Source organism: Streptomyces sp. DH37 (genome assembly GCF_029813835.1).
Taxonomy (GTDB): Bacteria; Actinomycetota; Actinomycetes; order Streptomycetales; family Streptomycetaceae; genus Streptomyces.
Genome location: NZ_JARVKV010000021.1, coordinates 1 through 18110, shown reverse-complemented (window position 1 = coordinate 18110; position 18110 = coordinate 1). Strand labels below are relative to the sequence as shown.

Annotated in this window: 13 protein-coding genes and 2 pseudogenes; 12 read left to right on the top strand and 3 right to left on the bottom strand. The window is 76.9% G+C overall.

Features of this window, described 5'->3' with window-relative positions; all coding sequences use genetic code 11:
* Positions 1 to 108 precede the first annotated feature (108 nt).
* Positions 109 to 1560 carry a cation:proton antiporter gene (locus tag QC029_RS13255; protein WP_279555827.1) on the top strand — a complete coding sequence of 484 codons (1452 nt, stop codon included), beginning with the start codon at positions 109 to 111 and terminating at the stop codon, positions 1558 to 1560.
* A gap of 30 nt (positions 1561 to 1590) precedes the next feature.
* On the opposite strand, the pseudogene QC029_RS13250 reads toward QC029_RS13255, so the two are convergent.
* Positions 1591 to 2408, bottom strand: a pseudogene (locus QC029_RS13250) (AIR synthase-related protein); the annotation flags it as partial.
* Positions 2409 to 2704: 296 nt separating this feature from the next.
* Here QC029_RS13250 and QC029_RS13245 point away from each other — a divergent pair.
* The 4 genes from QC029_RS13245 (at position 2705) to QC029_RS13230 (ending at position 7011) form a co-directional block, all read left to right on the top strand.
* Positions 2705 to 3289 (top strand): DUF5947 family protein, encoded by a 585-nt coding sequence (locus tag QC029_RS13245; RefSeq protein WP_279555826.1) that lies wholly within the window; start codon positions 2705 to 2707, stop codon positions 3287 to 3289.
* A 172-nt stretch (positions 3290 to 3461) separates the two neighbouring features.
* Positions 3462 to 4235: a DUF6084 family protein gene (locus QC029_RS13240; protein WP_279555825.1), complete on the top strand. Its 774-nt coding sequence runs from the start codon at positions 3462 to 3464 to the stop codon at positions 4233 to 4235.
* Positions 4223 to 5368: a hypothetical protein gene (locus QC029_RS13235; RefSeq protein WP_279555824.1), complete on the top strand. Its 1146-nt coding sequence runs from the start codon at positions 4223 to 4225 to the stop codon at positions 5366 to 5368. Before QC029_RS13240 ends, QC029_RS13235 begins: the two co-directional genes overlap by 13 nt.
* An 833-nt stretch (positions 5369 to 6201) precedes the next feature.
* Positions 6202 to 7011, top strand: a complete 810-nt coding sequence (locus tag QC029_RS13230) for a pentapeptide repeat-containing protein (protein ID WP_279555888.1) — start codon at positions 6202 to 6204, stop codon at positions 7009 to 7011.
* Positions 7012 to 7024: 13 nt separating this feature from the next.
* Here the strand turns inward: QC029_RS13230 and QC029_RS13225 are convergent, their stop codons facing one another.
* Entirely contained in the window at positions 7025 to 7516 is a 492-nt protein-coding gene (locus QC029_RS13225; RefSeq protein ID WP_279555823.1) for a GNAT family N-acetyltransferase, read from the bottom strand.
* A 338-nt stretch (positions 7517 to 7854) separates the two neighbouring features.
* Here QC029_RS13225 and QC029_RS13220 point away from each other — a divergent pair, with 338 nt between their 5' ends.
* From QC029_RS13220 to QC029_RS13210, 3 genes are all read left to right on the top strand, one after another.
* A complete protein-coding gene (locus QC029_RS13220; protein ID WP_279555822.1) occupies positions 7855 to 9876 on the top strand; it encodes an ABC transporter ATP-binding protein in 2022 nt (673 codons plus the stop codon).
* A 193-nt stretch (positions 9877 to 10069) separates the two neighbouring features.
* Positions 10070 to 11521, top strand: a complete 1452-nt coding sequence (locus QC029_RS13215) for a glycosyltransferase (RefSeq protein WP_279555821.1) — start codon at positions 10070 to 10072, stop codon at positions 11519 to 11521.
* Between the two features lie 328 nt (positions 11522 to 11849).
* Complete coding sequence (locus QC029_RS13210; protein WP_279555887.1) at positions 11850 to 13079, top strand: PP2C family protein-serine/threonine phosphatase; 1230 nt, start codon at positions 11850 to 11852, stop codon at positions 13077 to 13079.
* A 53-nt stretch (positions 13080 to 13132) separates the two neighbouring features.
* On the opposite strand, the pseudogene QC029_RS13205 reads toward QC029_RS13210, so the two are convergent.
* Positions 13133 to 13720 (bottom strand): annotated as a pseudogene (locus QC029_RS13205) (PP2C family protein-serine/threonine phosphatase); the annotation flags it as partial.
* Between the two features lie 1121 nt (positions 13721 to 14841).
* Here QC029_RS13205 and QC029_RS13200 point away from each other — a divergent pair.
* The 4 genes from QC029_RS13200 to QC029_RS13185 all read left to right on the top strand — a co-directional run bounded on the left by QC029_RS13200 (position 14842) and on the right by QC029_RS13185 (position 18060).
* Positions 14842 to 15957 carry a P1 family peptidase gene (locus QC029_RS13200; RefSeq protein WP_279555820.1) on the top strand — a complete coding sequence of 372 codons (1116 nt, stop codon included), beginning with the start codon at positions 14842 to 14844 and terminating at the stop codon, positions 15955 to 15957.
* A 79-nt stretch (positions 15958 to 16036) separates the two neighbouring features.
* Positions 16037 to 16555: a DUF2243 domain-containing protein gene (locus QC029_RS13195; RefSeq protein ID WP_279555819.1), complete on the top strand. Its 519-nt coding sequence runs from the start codon at positions 16037 to 16039 to the stop codon at positions 16553 to 16555.
* Positions 16552 to 17364: a cytochrome c oxidase assembly protein gene (locus tag QC029_RS13190; protein ID WP_279555818.1), complete on the top strand. Its 813-nt coding sequence runs from the start codon at positions 16552 to 16554 to the stop codon at positions 17362 to 17364. The genes QC029_RS13195 and QC029_RS13190 overlap by 4 nt, the downstream gene beginning before the upstream one ends.
* 483 nt (positions 17365 to 17847) lie before the next feature.
* Positions 17848 to 18060, top strand: coding sequence for a hypothetical protein (locus QC029_RS13185; protein WP_279555817.1), 213 nt, complete (start codon positions 17848 to 17850; stop codon positions 18058 to 18060).
* Positions 18061 to 18110 lie beyond the last annotated feature (50 nt).

Sequence of the window (18110 nt, the reverse complement as noted above, 5' to 3'; positions counted from 1 at the left end):
GGTGTCCTCCGGTCTTCCCGGCTTCCCCGTCGTCCGCGGGCGGTTGCGCACCGCCGCCCACCGGCTCCGGGCCCACTCTGCCGCCCACCACTCAAAAGGCACTCGAGCATGAGGCGTTATCTGAGCATCTACTCGTTGCTGGTCATCGTCCCCGTCCTGGTGGCGGTGTACGCACTCGTGCGGTTCACCGACGGTGTGGGCGCCGGCGCCTCCGGTCCGGCCGGCGGCCACGGCGGCGACACCATGTACCGGCTGCTCCTGGCCACCTCGGTCGTGGTGGCGCTGGCCGCGGCCGGCGGCGCGCTGGCGCGCCGGTGCGGCCAGCCCAAGGTCGTGGGGGAGCTGCTGGCCGGACTCGTCCTGGGGCCCTCGGCGTTCGGCGCGATCGCGCCGGGAGCGCAGCGGTGGCTCTTCCCCGAGGCGATCGTCCCGCACCTGGAGACGCTGGCCCAGTTCGGCGTCGTGTTCTTCATGTTCCTGGTCGGCGCCGAACTGCCGGCGGGCACGCTGAGGCGCAGCGGCCCGAAGGGGCTGATCATCGGTCACGCCTCCATCGCGCTGCCGTTCCTGATGGGGCTCGGCACGGCGTGGTGGCTCCACGCGCACCATCCGCCCGTGCACTCCGGCACCGTGCCGTACCTGCTGTTCGTCGCGCTCTCCTTCTCGATCACCGCGTTCCCGGTGCTGGCCCGGATCCTGTCCGAGCAGCGGCTGTTGAAGACCCCCCTGGGAGCGACGGGGATGACCGCCGCGGGAGTGGGCGACGTCACCGCCTGGGGTCTGCTGGCCGTGGTGATCGCGCTCATCCGCGGCACCTCCCCGTTCTCCGCGCTGCTCGCGATCGCGCTCGTCACGGTCTTCGCCGTGGTCATGTTCCTGGTGGTGCGGCCGCTGGTGGCCCGGGCGGTGCGGCTGGCCGAGGAGGGCCGCGTCTCCCGCGTCGGCCTGTGCGCCGCCCTGGTCTGCCTGATCCTGGTGTCCTCGCTGGCGACCGACCGCATGGGCCTCCACGCGATCTTCGGCCCCTTCCTCGCCGGTGCGGTCATGCCGCGGAACTCACCGCTCGTCAAGGAGCTGACCAGCAGGATCTACGGCCTCACCATGTGGTTCATGCTCCCGCTGTTCTTCGTCACCATCGGGCTGGGCACGCACCTGGGGTCGCTCGGCCCGGGCATGTGGCTGACCTGCCTGCTGGTCGTCGCCGTCGCGGTCACGGGCAAGGTGCTCAGCGCGGCGTCCGCCGCGGCCGTGGTCGGCGGCCACACCCGGAACGAGGCCCTGGCGCTGGGCGTCATGATGAACTGCCGCGGCCTGACCGAGCTCGTCGTGCTCAACCTGGGTGTGGAGCTGGGCGTGTTCGGTCCCGACCTCTTCGCCGTGTTCGTGTTCATGGCGCTGGTGACCACCGCCATGACGGGTCCCCTCCTGCGCCGCACGCTCCGCACCGGCGGCACCGATGGCACCGCCGGCACCGGCGGCGGAAGGGAGCGCGGGGAGGACGACGAGGACGACCCGCTCCCCGGACCGGCGCCCGTGGCGGGCGCCGGGGCGGGCCACTGAGTCCGGCGGGGCGCCGAGGCGTGCCGGCGGAACGCGGGGCGGTCGCTCCCCCGGCGGCGGGTCCACCACACGGGTGCCGCCGAGGCCGGTGCGGGCCGCGACCATGCCGGGGCGGTCGGCCACGCACTCCCCGATCACGGTCGCCTCCGCGCCCCGCGGGTGGTCCCGCACCGCGGTGAGCACGGCGTCGGCGTGCCGGCGCGGCACGGAGGCGACCGGGCGGCCCTCGTCGGCCACGCACGGCGGGTCCGGCCCCAGGAGGCCGCAGGCGCCCGCGACGGCCTCGGCCCGGGCAGGCCGTGCTCGGCCGGGACGACTCCGGTGCCGGACGCGGCGGCGATCTCGTTCGGCCCGGTGCCCGGTCCGCCGCGGGGCGGGTCGCCCAGCGCGTGGACGTCCGGGGTGACGGCGAGCACCGCCCGCACCGGGCCGCCCGGGGACGCGGTGTCGCTGCGCACCTCCACCCCGAACTGCTGCGGATGCCGCGCCGTCCCCTCGTGGACGGTCATCGCGTCGGCCGGCGCGATGGCCCCGAGGCCGGCGCCGAGGAGGACCACCTCGCGGTCGGGGTGCGCCGGACGGTCCCAGGGGCGTCCAAGGGCCTCCAGGGGGCGAGTACACCACTCGTGCGTCCCCTCCGGCGCCCTTGACCCTCAGCAGGCCGCGGCCGGTGCCGGGCACCCGGAGCACGTCGCCGAAGGGGCAGGGGACCACGTCCGGGCGGGAGGCGGTCCCCGGTGCCCCGTCGGTCGTCTCCAGGGGGTGAAGCGCACCGGGCAGCCGGGCCCGTGGACGAGTTCGATGCGGTCGGGCGGCAGCCGGTCGATGCCGCGTCGGACGATCGAGTGGGCCGGCCGTTCGCCTGCGGGGAGCGGCCGTCGGGCGCACCGGAGCGCCTGTTGGAGGCACTTCCCCGGCGGAGCGCGTTTGAGCCGCGGCGGTTTGTTGGGAGTGTCACGGTTCGTGGAGCGGTCGGCGGCCGGAGCGCGCGACCCGTCGCCCGCCCCGGGCCGGGGCCCCCGCCTCCGCCACCCGCAGGGAAGGAAGCCTCCATGAGCACCGACACGCCGGCTCCCGGCGGCGTCGACGAGGTCCACGTCCTCCGCCGACCCGCCCTCACCACCGAACGGGGCGGGTGAGGGCGGTGACGGCCCCCCTCGCCACGCCCCGGCTGCGGCGCCCGGCCCGCCGTCCCGGGGAGGAACGGTGCGACCTGCGCTCCGAGCCGCTGCCCGGCGGGCACCGCCACCTGCCGGACGCGCGCGCCGGCGCGGCCTCCCGCGCCCACCGCGCCTGCTCCCCGCCGTCCGACCGGAAGGAGGCGGGGGGCGTCCACCACCGGCTGCCGCCGCGCTCCACCGTCGACGCGGACCGCCGGCCCGCGGTGGGGACGTGCGCCCCGGCCGTCGCGGCGACGGCCGACGACGTCGAGGCGCTGCTGGTCAACCGGGCGAACGACGCGCGGGAGCAGTGGACCGTCCCCCTGGACGACTGCCGCCTCCCGGCGGCCGCCGCGCGCACCCACCGGAAGGGACCGGGCGGCGGATCCGAGGTGCGGGGGCACGTCGGGGACTTCCTCCGCGGCCTTCGCGCCGATCCGTCCACCGCCGATCCGACCGCCGCCGGTCCGACCGTCGCGGATCCGCCCGCCGCCGGTCCCCACCGACTCCCCACCCGCCACGTGAAGGAGGCGTCATGGCTCGTACCGCCGCAGGCAGGGCCGCGGTGAAGCCCGACAGGGCGGCCCACGTCGAAGGCATCGGGCAGGGCGACCGGAAGGGCTCCTGCGGGAAGCCCCCCGGACTCCTGCCCGGCGGCCGCTCCACGGCCCACCGGCCGACGGGCGCCGACCCCGGGCGCCGCGCCCCGGTGACGCCCGGGACGCCGGGCCTCTCCCCGTCATGACGGGCCCGTACGCCGGACCGGGCGGCACGCCGGCCCGGCACACCGTCCCGGCCCTCTCCTTCTCCGTCACCGGCGCGGAGGCCGAGCGCCACGCCGCCGTGCCCACGCTCCGGTTCGAGGTGGGGATCACCCGCACCGGCGGCGGCCCGGTCCGCTCGGTCGGCCTGACGACCGCGATCAGGATCGACGTGACCCGCCGCCCCCACGACCAGCGGGCGCGGCGGGCCCTGGCCGAGCTGTTCGGCGGGCCGGAGCGGTGGGCCACCACCCCGCGGCCCCTGGCCTGGACCCGGACCACCACGGTGGTCCCCCCGTTCGACGCGGCCACCACGGTCGGCCTGCCGGTGCCGTGCGCCTGCGACACCGAACCGGCCGTCACCAAGTACCTGCGCGCCGTTCCCGACGGGGACGTGCCGCTGGACTTCCTCTTCAGCGGCACGGTCTTCTTCGAGGGCGGGGACGGCCGCCTGCGGACGGCCCAGATCTCCTGGGCCGAGGACGCCCGCTACCGGCTGCCCGCCTCCCTGTGGCACGGGCTGATCGACCGTTACTTCGCCGGCAGCCCCTGGCTGCGGCTGTCCCGCGAGACCTACGACCGGCTCGACGCCTACCGCGCCCGCCAGGCGCCCGGCACCTGGGACGACGCCGTCGGCGCCCTGCTGGACCGGGCGGACGGCCGCGTCCCCGGCGTTCCGGAGGGCTCCGGCACGTCCGGCGCCCCCGGCACCTCCAGAACTCCCGAGACCACCGGAGCACCATGGACGACGTGACACCGGCGGGGCGCACGGCGGAGCCCGCGCGCCCCGCGGGGAAGGCCGAGAAGATCGTGCGCACCTGCCTCTACGAGGGCTACCTGCTGTGGCCGTACCGCAGGTCCGCACCGAGGAACACCAAGCGCTGGGCCTTCGGCGGGGTCTTCCCGCGCTCGTGCGCCGACGCCCTGGGCGAGGCGCACCGGATGCGGACCCAGGTGCTGCTCGACACCCGGGGCCGCCCGGCGGACCGCACCGAAGTGGCGGTGCGCGTACGGTTCCTGCACGTCGTCGACCGCGGCGTGGTGCGGGAGGGCCCGAACGGGCCCGAGGCCGTGGACGAGCTGACCGTGGACGGCGAGCGCCACCTCGCCTGGCAGGAGGCCACCGAGCGCGAGGTGTCCGTCCCCGTGCGGCTGGACACCGCCCTCGGCGGCCCGGTGCGCGTCCCCGTCGACGTTCCCGCCGGCACCGACCGCGAACCGCTCACGGACGGCTCGGGCCGCGTCGCCGGCGCCCTCCTGCGCCGGTGGAACGCGCTGAGCGGCACGGTGGAGGTCGGCGCCGCGCCCGTCACGGACGGCGTGTTCCGGCTGACCGTGCGCGTCGAGAACACCACGCCCTGCCCGGCGCCCGACCCCGCGGACCGCGGCGCCCGGGAAGAGGCCTGCGCGTACGCCTTCGTCTCCACCCACACCGTGCTGCACAGCGGCGCCGGGCGCTTCGTCTCGCTCCTGGACCCGCCGAAGCGGCTGCGGACGGCCGCCTCGGAGTGCGAGAACCAGGGCACCTGGCCGGTACTCGTCGACGACGAGACCGACGAGACCGACGAGACCGGTGCCGCCGGCGGCGGAGGGGACGGCGCGGGCGACGGGTCGTTCGCCCGCACCGTGCTCTCCTCCCCCGTCACCCTGTACGACTTCCCCGAGGTGGCCCCGGAGAGCTGCGGCGACCTGTTCGACGGCACGGAGATCGACCGGCTGCCGGCCCTCGACGTGATGAGCCCGACGGAGGAGGAGCGGCGGGAGAGCTGGGCCTGCGAACCCGGGGCGCGGGAGGTCCCGGACCGCTGCGCGGGGCCGGGCCCCAACGGACTGCTCGCGCCGCACGGCGCCGTCCGCGAGTTCCGGCCGGTGGAGGAGAGCGCGTAAGCGGCAGGACGGTGCCGGTCGGCGGGGTGCGACCGGGCCGGTGCGGCCGCGGCCCTCCCGGGGCGCCGGCATCCTCGGCCTCGCGCCCACCGGCCGCGCCGCCGGGATCGACGCGGTCGAGGAGGACATGGAGGGGGCCGGGTCCACGCCGCGGTGGTCCTCGGCGACGACCCGGCCGGACTCGGCTTCGGCGCCGGCGGGCGGACGGGCCCCGGCCGCGCCCCGCGCGCGGGTCCCGGTGGCCGGGATCCGCAGCGCCTTCCTCGCCGACGACGGGTCCGGGCCGGAGGCGGCCGACGCGCTGCGCGGCCGTACGCCGCCCGGCGGCGCCCCGCTTCCCCGCGTCCCGGTCGCCGGCCGCGGGCCGCTGGTGCGCCTGCGCGGCGACGGCGGCCGCCAGGTCGCCCACGGCGGCGCGCCCCACGATCGCGGGGACGGGGAGGCCGTTCCTCGCCGGGAGTTCACCTCCTTCCCGGCGGGCAGGTCCTCCAGTGGGGACTCGACCGGCGCGACGGCCTCGCCGACCGCCCGCCACATGGGCCCGCCGAGCCCGACGGAGACGTCCGGCCCGTCGCCGCGCAGGCGCACCAGCGGTCCGCGGCGGGCGCGGCGGCCGGTTTCGCCCGGGGACCGGGGAAGGGGACAATGGGGGCCGTTCCCAGGCCCCGGCAGGCGGTGCCCGCCCGCACGGCAGGAGAGCGCGCTCGGTGTCCCCCAGGGTGTCCCCCGGCAAGAAGACCGCCGCCACCGGCCGAAGCCGTACGGCCCGGCGGTCCGGTCCGCGTCCGGCGCCCGGCCCGGGTCCGGGTCCGGGCCCGGCGCCCGATCCGGAACTGCGCGCCGACTGCTCGCGGTGCTTCGCGCTGTGCTGCGTCGCGCTGCCCTTCGCCCCCTCCGCGGACTTCGCCGTCGGCAAGGACGCCGGGCAGCCGTGCGGCAACCTGCGGGAGGACTTCCGCTGCGGCATCCACTCCCGGCTGCGGCGGGAGGGCTTCGCCGGCTGCACCGTCTTCGAGTGCTTCGGCGCGGGCCAGAAGGTCTCCCAGACCACCTTCGGCGGACGGCACTGGCGCGAGGATCCCCGCACCGCGCGGCGGATGTTCGAGGTGTTCCCCGTCATGCGGCAGCTCCACGAGTTCCTGTGGTACCTGTCCGCGGCGCTGGAGCTGCCCCCGGCCCGTCCTCTCCGCCGCGAGCTGCGCGACTCGCTGGACGAGGTGGGCCGCCTCACGCACGGCACCGCCGGAGAGCTCGCGGAGCTGGACGTGGCGGCGGTCCGCCACGGCGTCGACGCACTGCTGCTGCGCACCAGCGAGCTGGTGCGGGCCACGGTCCCCGGCCGCCGGAGGAACCACCGCAGGGCCGACCTGATGGGGGCCCGCCTGCGCGGCGCCGGCCTGCGGGGCGCCGATCTGCGCGGGGCCTGCCTCATCGCGGCCGACCTGCGCGACGCCGACCTGCGGACGGCCGACCTCATAGGGGCGGACCTGCGGGACGCCGACCTGCGCGGCGCCGATCTGACCGGCGCCTTCTTCCTCACCCAGCCCCAGGCCAACGCGGCCGGGGGGGACGCCCGGACCAGGCTGCCCGGACGGCTCGTCCGCCCCGCGCACTGGCGGCCCGCCGCCCGCACCGGGAGCTGACCCCCGCCGGGGGTCAGCCGGGCGGGAGCCGCTTGGCCATGACGTGCTCCCGGCGGCCGTCGGGCAGTTCGTCGCCGACCGGCCCCTCGTCCTCGAATCCGTGGCGGCGGTAGAGCGCGGCCGCGTGCCCGTTGCCGGGCATCACCGACAGCCGCAGCTCCCCGGCCCCGGTCTCCCGGGCCCACCGCTCCACCGCCCGCACCAGCTCGTCCCCCACGCCCCGGCCCCGCGCGCCGGGGGCGACCCACATCGAGATCAGCTCGGCCGCGCCGCCCGGGGCCGGTACGCCGCTCGCCATGCCGGCCGGCCGCCCGTCGAGCAGGACGGCGAAGTGGCGCGCGCCGGGGATGCCCAGCCGGGCGCGCCACCTCTCCTCCCGGTCGCCGTCGCCCTGCCAGTCCGCGAGCCGGGACCCGAAGGCGTACGGCGCCTCCGCGAGGGCGGCGAGCCGCAGTGCACGCCAGTCGGCCCAGTCGTCGGCCGTCAGTGTCCGCAGTTCGATCACGGGGGAAGGCTGCCGTGCGGCGCCGGACGGCGGCAACCGGATTGCGGCCGCCCGGGGAACGCCGCGGGCTCGCCGTCCGCGCGGGCGGAGGCGGCTCGCCCGCGCGGCGGCCCCGCCGTGCGGGACGGGGGCGGTCCCGGTCCGCCCCGCCGCCGGGCACCGTCACCCCCGCGACCGTGCCCCGGCGGCGGCCACCCGCGTCCCGCGCCCCTCCCGCCCCTTCGCTCCCCCCGCCCCCGCGTAACCGCGCCGGGGGCCGCACGTTCACCACGGTGGTCCCCGGCGCCTGCGGGCGCCCGCGACCGCCGGGGGCGGGGACCGCGAGGGGAGGCGGGGCGATGCGCTGGCGACGGCGGGAGGCGGCGGACGAGCCGGTGGTGTCCGACAGCGAGAGGACGCTGTTCGGCGGGCGGCTGGTGTACGACACGAGCTGGGCCGCCCACGAGGAGGCCCGCTGCGCCCTGGGACTGCGCACGATGGTCGCGACGCTGCCCCGGCTGCTGGGGACGGCCGTGGGCCTGTCCTGGCGGGCCGACCGGCGGGCCACGGTCTCGGTGGCGGCCGCCGAACTCGGCCGCGGGGCGGCACAGGCCGCCGGCCTGCTGGCCGTCAACGCCCTCCTCACCGTGCTGCTGGCCGGCGGCGACCTCCCCGGCCGGCTGCGCCAGGCCCTGCCCGCGCTGCTGGCCGTGGCGGGCGCGGCGGCTGCCGGGGCACTGTGCTCGGCGGCCTCGACCCGGTTCGGCGGACCGCTCCAGCCGAAGGTGGAGCGGCTGGCGCGGGAGACGTACCTGGAACGCGCCTACGGCGTGGAACTGGCGGCGATGGAGGACGAGGAGTTCCACCGGCTGCTGGAGTCCGCCCGGCACGGAGCCTCCTCCGCGCGCCGGATGACCGACGGCTGCGTCGCGATCGTCTCCGCGCTGCTCTCGCTGACCGCGGCGGCCGGCGTGCTGGCCGTGCTCCACCCCGTCCTGCTGCCCGCGCTGGTGCTGATGGTGCTGCCGGGGGCGTGGGCGACGCTGGTGATCGCACGCCGCCGCCACCGGTCCTTCCACCGCTGGATCCAGCACACCCGCGCCTCGCTGCTGCTCTCCTCCCTGCTGACCGACACCGACGCGGCCGCGGAGGTGCGGGTCCACGGGGTGGGGCCGTTCGTCCTGGAGCACTTCCGCGGCATGTCCGCGGCCGGGGAGGAGGAGCAGGCGCGGCCGGCCCGCCTGGCCGCCCGCACCGAGCTGGCGGCCTCCGCCCTCACCGGGCTGGCCGCGCTCGGCGGCTACGCGCTGCTGGGCGCCCTGCTGTGGAGCGGGGCGATGGCGCCGGCCACCGCGGGCGCCGCCGTGGTGGCGATCCGCACCGGGAGCGGCGCGCTGGAAGGGCTGGTGCGGCGGATCAACCACCTGCACGAGGAGTCGCTGCACGTGGCCGACCTCAACCGGCTGCTGCACGAGTCGGCCGAACGCCGGATCCCCGCCGGCGGCGCGCCGCTGCCCGCGGAGGTGCGGGAGATCCGGCTGGAGGACGTCACCTTCGCCTACCCCGGCGCCGACGGCGGCCCCGTCCTGCGCGACGTCGGCCCGACCGTTCCGCTCGGCCGCGTGGTCGCGCTGGTCGGGGAGAACGGCTCGGGCAAGTCCACCCTGGTCAAGCTGGTGTGCGGGCTGTACGCGCCGCAGAAGGGGCGGGTGCTGTGGGTCGGGGAGGACGGCGGCGCGCAGGTGAGCGTGGACGCCGCCGAGGCCGACCGGCAGGAGGTGTTCGCGCGGTTCGCGATCGTCGCCCAGGACCCCTGCCGGTGGCCGATGACCGCCCGCGTCAACATCGCCGTCTCCGACACCTCGCGGCCGATCTGCGACCGGCGGGTGGCCGAGTCCGCCGACCACGCCGGGGTCGACTTCGTCGGCGGACTGCCGCGCGGCTGGGACACGTTGCTCTCCCGCACCTTCAGGGGCGGCCACCAGCTCTCCGGCGGCCAGTGGCAGCGCCTGGGCATCGCCCGCGCCCGCTACCGCGACGGCGACGTCATGATCGTCGACGAGCCCACCGCGGCCCTGGACGCCAAGGCCGAGGAGAGGGTCTTCCGGCAGCTCAGACGGCTGGCCGACGACGGGCGGACGATCGTGCTGATCACCCACCGGATGGCCTCCGTCCGCCACGCCGACCTCGTCCACGTCCTCCACGAGGGCCGCCTGGTGGAGTCGGGCACCCCGGCCGAGCTGCTGGCCGCGCCCGGCGGGCGCTTCCGCGAGCTGTACGAGACGCAGGCGGCGGCCTTCGCGCCGCCCCGCACGGGCGTCCCCGCCCCGCGGGACCCGGGGCGGCGGGAGCGGAACGGCGACCCGGACGGCGCCGGCTAGCGCCCGCCGGGCCGGCGCGGGCGTTCCCTCCACCGGCCCGGGCACCCGCCGCCGCGGATGCGACGAGGTGGCCGTTCCGTCACATCCACCCGTGTCCGGGCAACCTTTCCGGCCGCCCGGTGATCTTCCGCGGTGGACGCGGTGACCGCCGCGGCCGGGGGGACGACCGCGACAGCGGGAAGAGGGGGACACCATGACGGGTTTCTCGGTCAGTGTGGTGATACCGGTCCACAACGCCGCCGACCACCTGGAGGAGTGCCTGGCGTCGGTGGCGGCCCAGACCATCGGCTTCGACCGGATCGAGGTGGTCGCCGTGAACGACGGATCCACCGACGCCAGCGGCGACTTACTGGACGCCTGGGCCGCCCGGCACCCCAACGTCCGCGTGTTCCACCAGCCCAACTCCGGCGCCCCGGGCGGACCCCGCAACCGGGCGATCGACGCCGCCACGGGCGAGTTCCTCTTCTTCGCCGACCCGGACGACCACCTCGGCCCGGAGGCCTTCGAGCGGATGCTGGCCGCCGCCGAGCGCAACGGCTCCGACGTGGTGCTCGGCCGCATCCGGGGAGTGGGCAGGAGCGCCCCCAGGGTCGCCTTCGCGCGGAACGTGGAGCGCGGCGACATCCACACCACCGACGTGGTGTGGAGCCTGACCGCCCACAAGCTGGTCCGCCGGTCGCTCGCCGTCGACAACGGACTGCGCTTCGCCGAGGGCGTGCGGCTCGCCGAGGAGCAGCCGTTCGTCGTCCCCGCCTACTTCCTGGCCCGGGCCGTCTCCGTCGTCGCCGACTACGACTGCTACCACCTCGTCGAGCGCGAGGGGTTCGGCCACCTGACCAAGCAGGTCCCGGAACCCGAGCCGTTCTACGCGGCGGTGCGCGCCGCCCTGGAGACCGTCGTCGCCCACACCGGGCCCGGGGCCCGGCGCAACAGGCTGCTGCAGCGGTGGGCCCGGCTGGAGATCCTCAACAAGTTCGGCCCCCGGTACGCGCACTGGCCGGCCGGGACGCGCGAGCGCTACGCCCGGGCCGCCGGGGAACTGCTGCGGGAGTTCATCCCGCGGGAGGTCACCGACGCCCTGCCGCCCCTCGTCCGCCAACGCGCCCGGATGCTCAGTCTGGGCGGGGTCGAGGAGCTCACCGCCCTCTCCCGCCACGAGGACCTGGACTGGGCCGAGCCCGGACGCGTCTCCTGGCTGCCCGACGGCCGGCGGTTCACCGTCGACGTCCTCAGCGGCCTGTACCTGAAGGAGGACCCGGAGGGCGTACGCCACCGGATCACCCTGCGCCAGAGGGACGGCCACGAGGTGGCGGTGCCCGCGGGCCTCGCCGCGGCGACCGGATCGCCGCTGGTGCGGCGCCTCACCGTCGACCCCTCGGCGCTCCACCCCGCCGTGTTCTGCCCCGGTGCGTGGCAGCTCGTGGTGCGCGCCGAGTCCGCCGACGGCCGCCACCACGACGTGCCGGTCCGCTTCCCGAACGGGTACGTCCCGGCGGAGGCGGGGACCCGCAGGCTGCTGGTGCGCGGCACGCGGCCGATGGTCGTCCGGCTCCACCACAACCCGGCCGACGGGGCCGTGCTCACCGCCGCGCACGGGCGGGACGTGGCCGGCGCCGTCAGGCGCCGGTTCCGCGGCCGGCCGTGACGGGCGGACCGCCCGTCACGGCCGCAGGCTTGCCCCGCACCGCCCTGGGTAGACGACGGATGCGTCCGGGTCGCCAACAGGTGGAGTCGCGAACAGGTGCCCGGGCGCACCCCGCCGGCGGTCGGTGGATCCCCCTCCTTCCGACCGCCGGCCGCTCCCCGGTCCGGGCGCGCGGTGTCCGCCATCGGCACCAGGCTCGCCGCCGTACGGCCCCGACCGTGCTGTCATGGGTCCGCGGGAGGGATCGCGACGGTCGGAGCGGCCTCCCGGCCGGGCGGACGACCGTAAGGAGCGCACTGTGCCGGAACGGGACCTCGCGAGCCGACGCATGCTCGCCGGCCTGCTGAGGGCGAGCCACCTGACACCCCTGGAGATGCTGCCGGCCGTCGTGGCCGAGCACGCGGCGGTCGCGGGCCTGCGGGACGTGCGGATCTACCTGGCCGACCTCCAGCAGTACGTACTGCGCCCGCTGCCCGGATCCGGGCCGGAAACCGAGCGGGACGCGGACGACGAGGGGGCGGAACCGACCGTCGAGGGCACGGTCCCGGGCCGGGCCTTCCAGTACGGGCAGGTCCTGCCCGCCGCCGGAGCCGGACCGGGGGGATACCGGTGGTGGGTGCCGCTGCTGGACGGCACCGAGCGCCTGGGCGTGATGCACGTCGCCACCACCGTCGACGACGACCGCGCCCACGAGAACATGGAGGTGCTGGCCACCCTGACGGCGCTCCTCCTGGAGAGCAAGAGCAGGAACAGCGACTCCTACGCCCGTCTGCTGCGCACCCGGCCGATGAACGAGGCCGCCGAGATGCAGTGGCATCTGATGCCCCCGCGCACCTACGCCGACGGCCGGGTCGTGATCAGCGCCGCCCTGGAACCGGCGTACCGCATCAGCGGCGACGCCTACGACTACGCGACCGCCGGACCGGTGATCCACCTGTCGGTCTTCGACGCCATGGGGCACGACACCGCGGCCGGGCTCACCGCCAACCTCGCCGTGGCCGTCTGCCGCAACCGGCGCCGGCAGGGCGCCTCGCTCACCGAGATCGGCGAGGCGATCGAGAAGGTCCTGGTCGAGCAGTTCGGCCACACCCGCTACGCCACCGGCATCCTGGCCGACCTGGACACCCGCACCGGCGTGCTCAGCTGGGTCAACCGCGGCCACCACCCGCCGGTCGTCATCCGCGGCGGACGCTGGACCACCCTGCTGCGCTGTCCGCCCGCCCACCCGATGGGCACCGGACTGGGCCTGGCGAGCACCCTGTGCCGCGAGCAGCTGCAGCCGGGCGACCGCGTGGTGTTCTACACCGACGGCATCACCGAGGCCCGCGGCCCCGGCGACCGCGAGTTCGGCCTGGCCCGCTTCACCGACTTCCTCATCCGCCACCACGCCGACGGCCTGCCCGTGCCCGAGACCCTGCGCCGCCTGGTCCACGCCGTGCTCGACCACCACGGCGGACGCATCCAGGACGACGCGACGGTCCTGCTGTGCGAGTGGCTCGGCCCCCGCGCCGACGACTTCGGCCCGGCCGCGGTCCGGGCCGGCCTGAACACCTCCTGATCCGGCCCGTCCCGCCCCGGCTCCGGGGGCGCGCTCCTGATCAGGGCCAGCAGGGCGATGTCGTCCGACTGGCTTCCCCCCGTGTGCACCATCAGCTGGCCGAGCAGACCGGTGGCCACCCGGCGGGGAGGGGCGCCCACCCAGTCGGCCAGACGCTCCTCCAGCGGGAAGAAGGCCCCGGAGGAGTCACGCGCCTCGGTGACGCCGTCCGTGCAGAGCAGGAGCGTGGCGCCGGGCGGGAAGTCGAACCACCGCACCGTCCGGGGCTCCGGGGCGAGCGGGCCGAGGCCCAGGGGGACGCCGGGCTCCCCCAGCGGGACCGGCCCGGCCACCGGCCCGGTCCTCCCCCGGCGCAGCAGGTACGGCGGCATGTGGCCGCAGTCCACCGCCTGGACCGCCCGTTCGCCGTCGACGTTCAGGACGAGCGCGGTGACGAAGCGCTCGGGCTCCCCGGTCCGGGTCTCGAAGGCGTTGTGCCGGATGACCGCGTCCTCCAGGGCGTCCACGACCGCGGTCACCTCCGGCTCGCGGCCGGCGGCCTCCCGGAAGGCGCCCAGGACGGCGAAGGCGGTCCCGATGGCGGGCAGCCCCTTGCCCTGGACGTCGGCGATGAGCACCCGGGTGCCGTACGGCGACGGCATGACCTCGTAGATGTCGCCGCCGACCCTGCTGTCCTCCTCCACCGGTTCGTACACGCCGTCGGCCAGGAGCCGGTCGGTGAGCAGCGGCAGGGGGCGCAGGATCTGGCGCTGCAGCGCGGCGGCGGCCGAGCGCAGCCGGGTGATCTCCTCGTCCCTGCGGACCCGCTGCCAGGCTCCGGCCACGCTCAGCCCGCCGAGGACGCCGGTGAAGACGATCGTCGACAGATTGGCGGAGACCGTCTGGAAGGGGTCGTAGACCAGCAGTCCGACGAGGACGAGGACGACCCACGCGGCGGCGAGGGCGGTCTGCCGCACCGTGCCCCTGCCCGCGACGAAGGCCGGGAGGAAGATGAGGAGCGGGACCAGGCCCAGGCCCCGCTCGGTCAGGTAGTCGGACACCACGACCAGCAGCGTCACGACGACGAGCAGGACCACCGGCGTCCGGGACCCGAGCCGCGGAGGGACCGCTCCCCTCCTCCGGCCCCCGGCCGCCCGCGCTCCCCCGGAGCGATCAGAGCCGCGCACCGTTGCCTCCGCACCTCCGTGGTCGGGTTCCGCCGGGACGGCCCGCGTCCCCGTCGGGAGCGGGCCCGGTGCTCCCACCCTCTCCCATCCCCCGGCGGCGCCGGGGCATCCACGCGCGGCGTCACCCGTGCGCACGAGCACCGCGGCCGGCGGCCTCGCCCCGACGATCGCCCGGAGCTCGCCGACCGGTGCGGAGGGCCCCGCCGGCACCGGCCCGAAAGCCGCCGTCGACCGCGTCCTCACCGCCGGCCGGCTGACGCCCGCCTCCAGCACCGAACTGACGACCTCTGGTGCGCCTCCCTGCCGGTGGCCTGCGGGAGGGACCGCATGATGTGCGGCACCCCGGCCGCGGGCAACGCACGCGCCGGGAGCGACGGCGGTGGCGGAGGGAAGACCGCGCCCCGCTCCGCTCCGGCCGGCGCCCGCCCGGCGGAGCCGGAGTGCTCCTGGACCAAGCCGCGGGGCCGCTGACGCCGCGGCGGGCTCAGCGGTCCCGTCCGCGGAGCCCGGACCGTTCCGGTCGGTGCGATCTCCGGTCGGTGGGATCCTGGCCGCCGGAGCACGGCACCGGGTGACGGACGGCTGGAGGGTGGCGCATGGCACACTATTTTCATCGAGCGCAGGAGTTGGGGATCGTGGCGGACGGCGGCGAGCCGGGCCCGTACAACGCGATCACCGACGTGCCGGGCGTCGCCGTCGGGCACACCACGGTCCGCCGGCCGCCCGACGTGCACACCGGGGTGACCGCCGTCGTCCCGTCGGGCGTCGGGCCGCACCCCGGCGGCACCCCCCTGCCCGCCGGGCTGTTCACCGCGAACGGGTACGGCAAGCTGGTCGGCGCCACCCAGCTCGCCGAGCTGGGGCAGCTGGAGTCGCCGGTCGTCCTCACCTCCACCCTCTCCGCCTTCCGCGCCGCGGACGCCGTGGTGAGCTGGATGCTGGCCCGGCCCGAGCACGCCGGCGTGCTCTCCTTCAACCCGGTGGTCGGCGAGTGCAACGACGGCCACCTGTCCGACATCCGGGCCCGGCCGGTGCGCGAGGAGCACGTGCTGGCCGCGATCGAGGGGGCCGCGGGCGGACCGGTGGCCGAAGGGTGCGTCGGCGCGGGGACGGGCACCTGCGCGCTGGGGTTCAAGGCCGGGATCGGCACCGCGTCCCGCCGGGTCGCCCTGGAGGGGACGGGCCCGGTCACCGTCGGCGTGCTGACCCAGGCCAACTTCGGCGGGACGCTGCGGATCGCCGGCGCCGCTCTCGTCCCGGAGCCGGCGGAGCGGCCGGGGCAGCCGGGGCAGCCGGAGGGCGCGGACCCCGGCGAGGACGGCTCGTGCATGGTCGTCGCCGCGACCGACGCCCCGCTGGACGCCCGGCAACTGGGCCGGCTGGCCCGCCGCGCGGTGTTCGCCCTGGGCCGGGTCGGCGCCTCGTACGGCCACGGCAGCGGGGACTACGGCATCGCGTTCAGCACCTCCCCTCCGGTGGGGGGCACGGCGGCGGTGGTGGCCGACCGGTGGCTCGACCCGCTCTTCGGCGCGGTCCTCCAGGCCGTCGAGGAGTCGGTGCTGAACGCCCTGTGCGCGGCGGTCACCACGACGGGGCGGCTGGGCCGCACGGTGCCCGCGGTGCCGCTGGACCGGCTGCGGGAACTCGCCGGGAGGGGGCCCTCTTCCGGTTCGTCCGGCCCTCCCGGTTCCTCCAGCCCGTCCGGCCGGTGACGCCCGGGGGCCGCACGGGAAACAGGGGTACGCGTACCGGACACCACGCGCACCCTCCCGGAAAGGGCAGCAGAACACCATGACCGAACCGGCCCGGCGGCCCGCCGCCCCACCCTCCCGGCCCCGGCTCCAGACCCGCCGGTCGACGGCGGTCTGCGCACTGATCGGCGCGGCGCTCATGGCCGCGGTCGACGAGATCGTCTTCCACCAGCTGCTCAACTGGCACCACTTCTACGACCGTTCCACCCCGTCGATCGGACTGCTCTCCGACGGGCTGCTGCACACCGCGGAGCTGCTGGGCCTGGTCACCGGGTTCGTGCTCTACGCCGATCTGCGCCGCCGCGGCACCCTCTCGCCCGCCCACGCACGGGCCGGGCTGTTCCTGGGCCTGGGCGCCTTCCAGCTCTTCGACGGAGTCGTCGACCACAAGGTGCTGCGCACCCACCAGGTCCGCTACGGCGTCGAGCTGCTCCCCTACGACCTGGCCTGGAACGCCGCCGCCCTGGTGCTGCTGGCGATCGGCGCGGCCCTGTACGCCCGCGCGGCCCGCACACCCCGCACGCCCGGCCGCCCGGAGTCCGCGGGACCCGCCCGGTGACGCCGGAGCACGTCCACCCGGCCGGCGCGGGCCCGGGCCCCGCCGGCCTGCTCGCCGCCGCCGCCGCGCTGTCGGCGGTCGCCTGCTACCTGCTCGCCGCCGCCCGTCTGCGCCGCCGCGGCGACGTCTGGCCGTACGCGCGCGACCTGTGCTTCGCCGCCGGCGGCGGCGCCCTGGCCCTGGCCGCCGCCGTCACCCCGCCCGGCGGTCCGTTCACCGCCCACATGACCCGTCATCTGGTGATCGGCATGGCCGCTCCGCTGCTGCTGGTCCTCGCCCGGCCCCTCACCCTCGCGCTGCGCGCGCTGGGCCCCGGCGGCGCGCGGCGCGCCCTGCTGGCCGCGGCGCACTCCCGGCCCGCGGCCTGGCTGGTCTTCCCGCCGCTGGCCGCGGCGCTGGACGTGGGCGGCCTGTGGCTGCTGTACCGCACACCGCTGTGGGCCGCCTCCCACGACCACCCCCTCCTCCAGGCCGCGGTGCACCTCCATGTCCTCGCCGCGGGGCTGCTGTTCACCTTCGCCGTCTGCCGGCTCGACCCGGTGCGGCACCGGTGGGGCCCGCTCTGGCGCGGCGCGGCGCTGCTGGGCGCGGGGGCGGCGCACGCCGTGCTCGCCAAGTCCCTGTACGTCCAACCCCCGTACGGCACCGGCTTCGCCGCGGCCGATCTGCGCACCGGCGCCCTGCTGATGTACTACGGCGGCGATCTGGTGGAGCTCGCCCTGGCCGTCGTCCTGGCCGCGCAGTGGTACGCCGCGGGCGGCCGCGCCCTCGCCCGCGCCCGGCGGCGCACCCGTCCCGCGGCGGTGTGAACCACCCGCCCGGCCGTCATCCGTATGCGTGCCGGCGCGGCCGGTGGGTAAGCGAAGGACACAACCCGCAAGGGAGTCACACAGTGGTCAGCGCGATTCGTGCGCTGGCACCGCCGGCGGCCGGGTGTCCGTCCCCCGCACAGATCGGCCGCCGGCTTCTCCCACTCCCCCGGTCGGCCCCCAAGCGAGCCGAGACGCCTTGACTCCGGCTCGCGTTGGACGAGGAAGCCGGGACCTGGGAGGAGGACGCGCCGCCCGGCGGGTCCGTCTGGGACCCGCGCGAGGCGGCCGCCGTCCGTCCGGCGCCGGAAGGCCGTCCCCGGTCCGCGGACGGCACTCCCCGAGGCGACAGGGCGACGGAGCGACAGATCGACAAATCCTCGAGGGTGACATGCGAGGCCGAATGCAGCAGGCCGCCGCGCGACGGGGCCGCCACGGGGTCACGGTGGAAGTCCCCCAACGTCTCGAAGGAGATTGATTCCCATGCGTCGTCTTGTCCGCATGTCCGTGGCCGGTGCCGGCCTCTGCTCCGCCCTGCTCGTCGGCGCCCCCTCCGCCACCGCCGCGGAGAGCCCCGAGTCCGGCGTCCAGATGTGCTCCGAGCACATCAACCCCGGCCTCCTCGGCGGCCTGTTCCCCACCGCGGGCAGCCAGACCAAGGGCTGCATGACCAGCAACGCCACCACGGCGGAGTAACCACGCCCCGGCACCCCGGGTGGGTGCTCCGCGGCCCGGCCGCGGAGCAC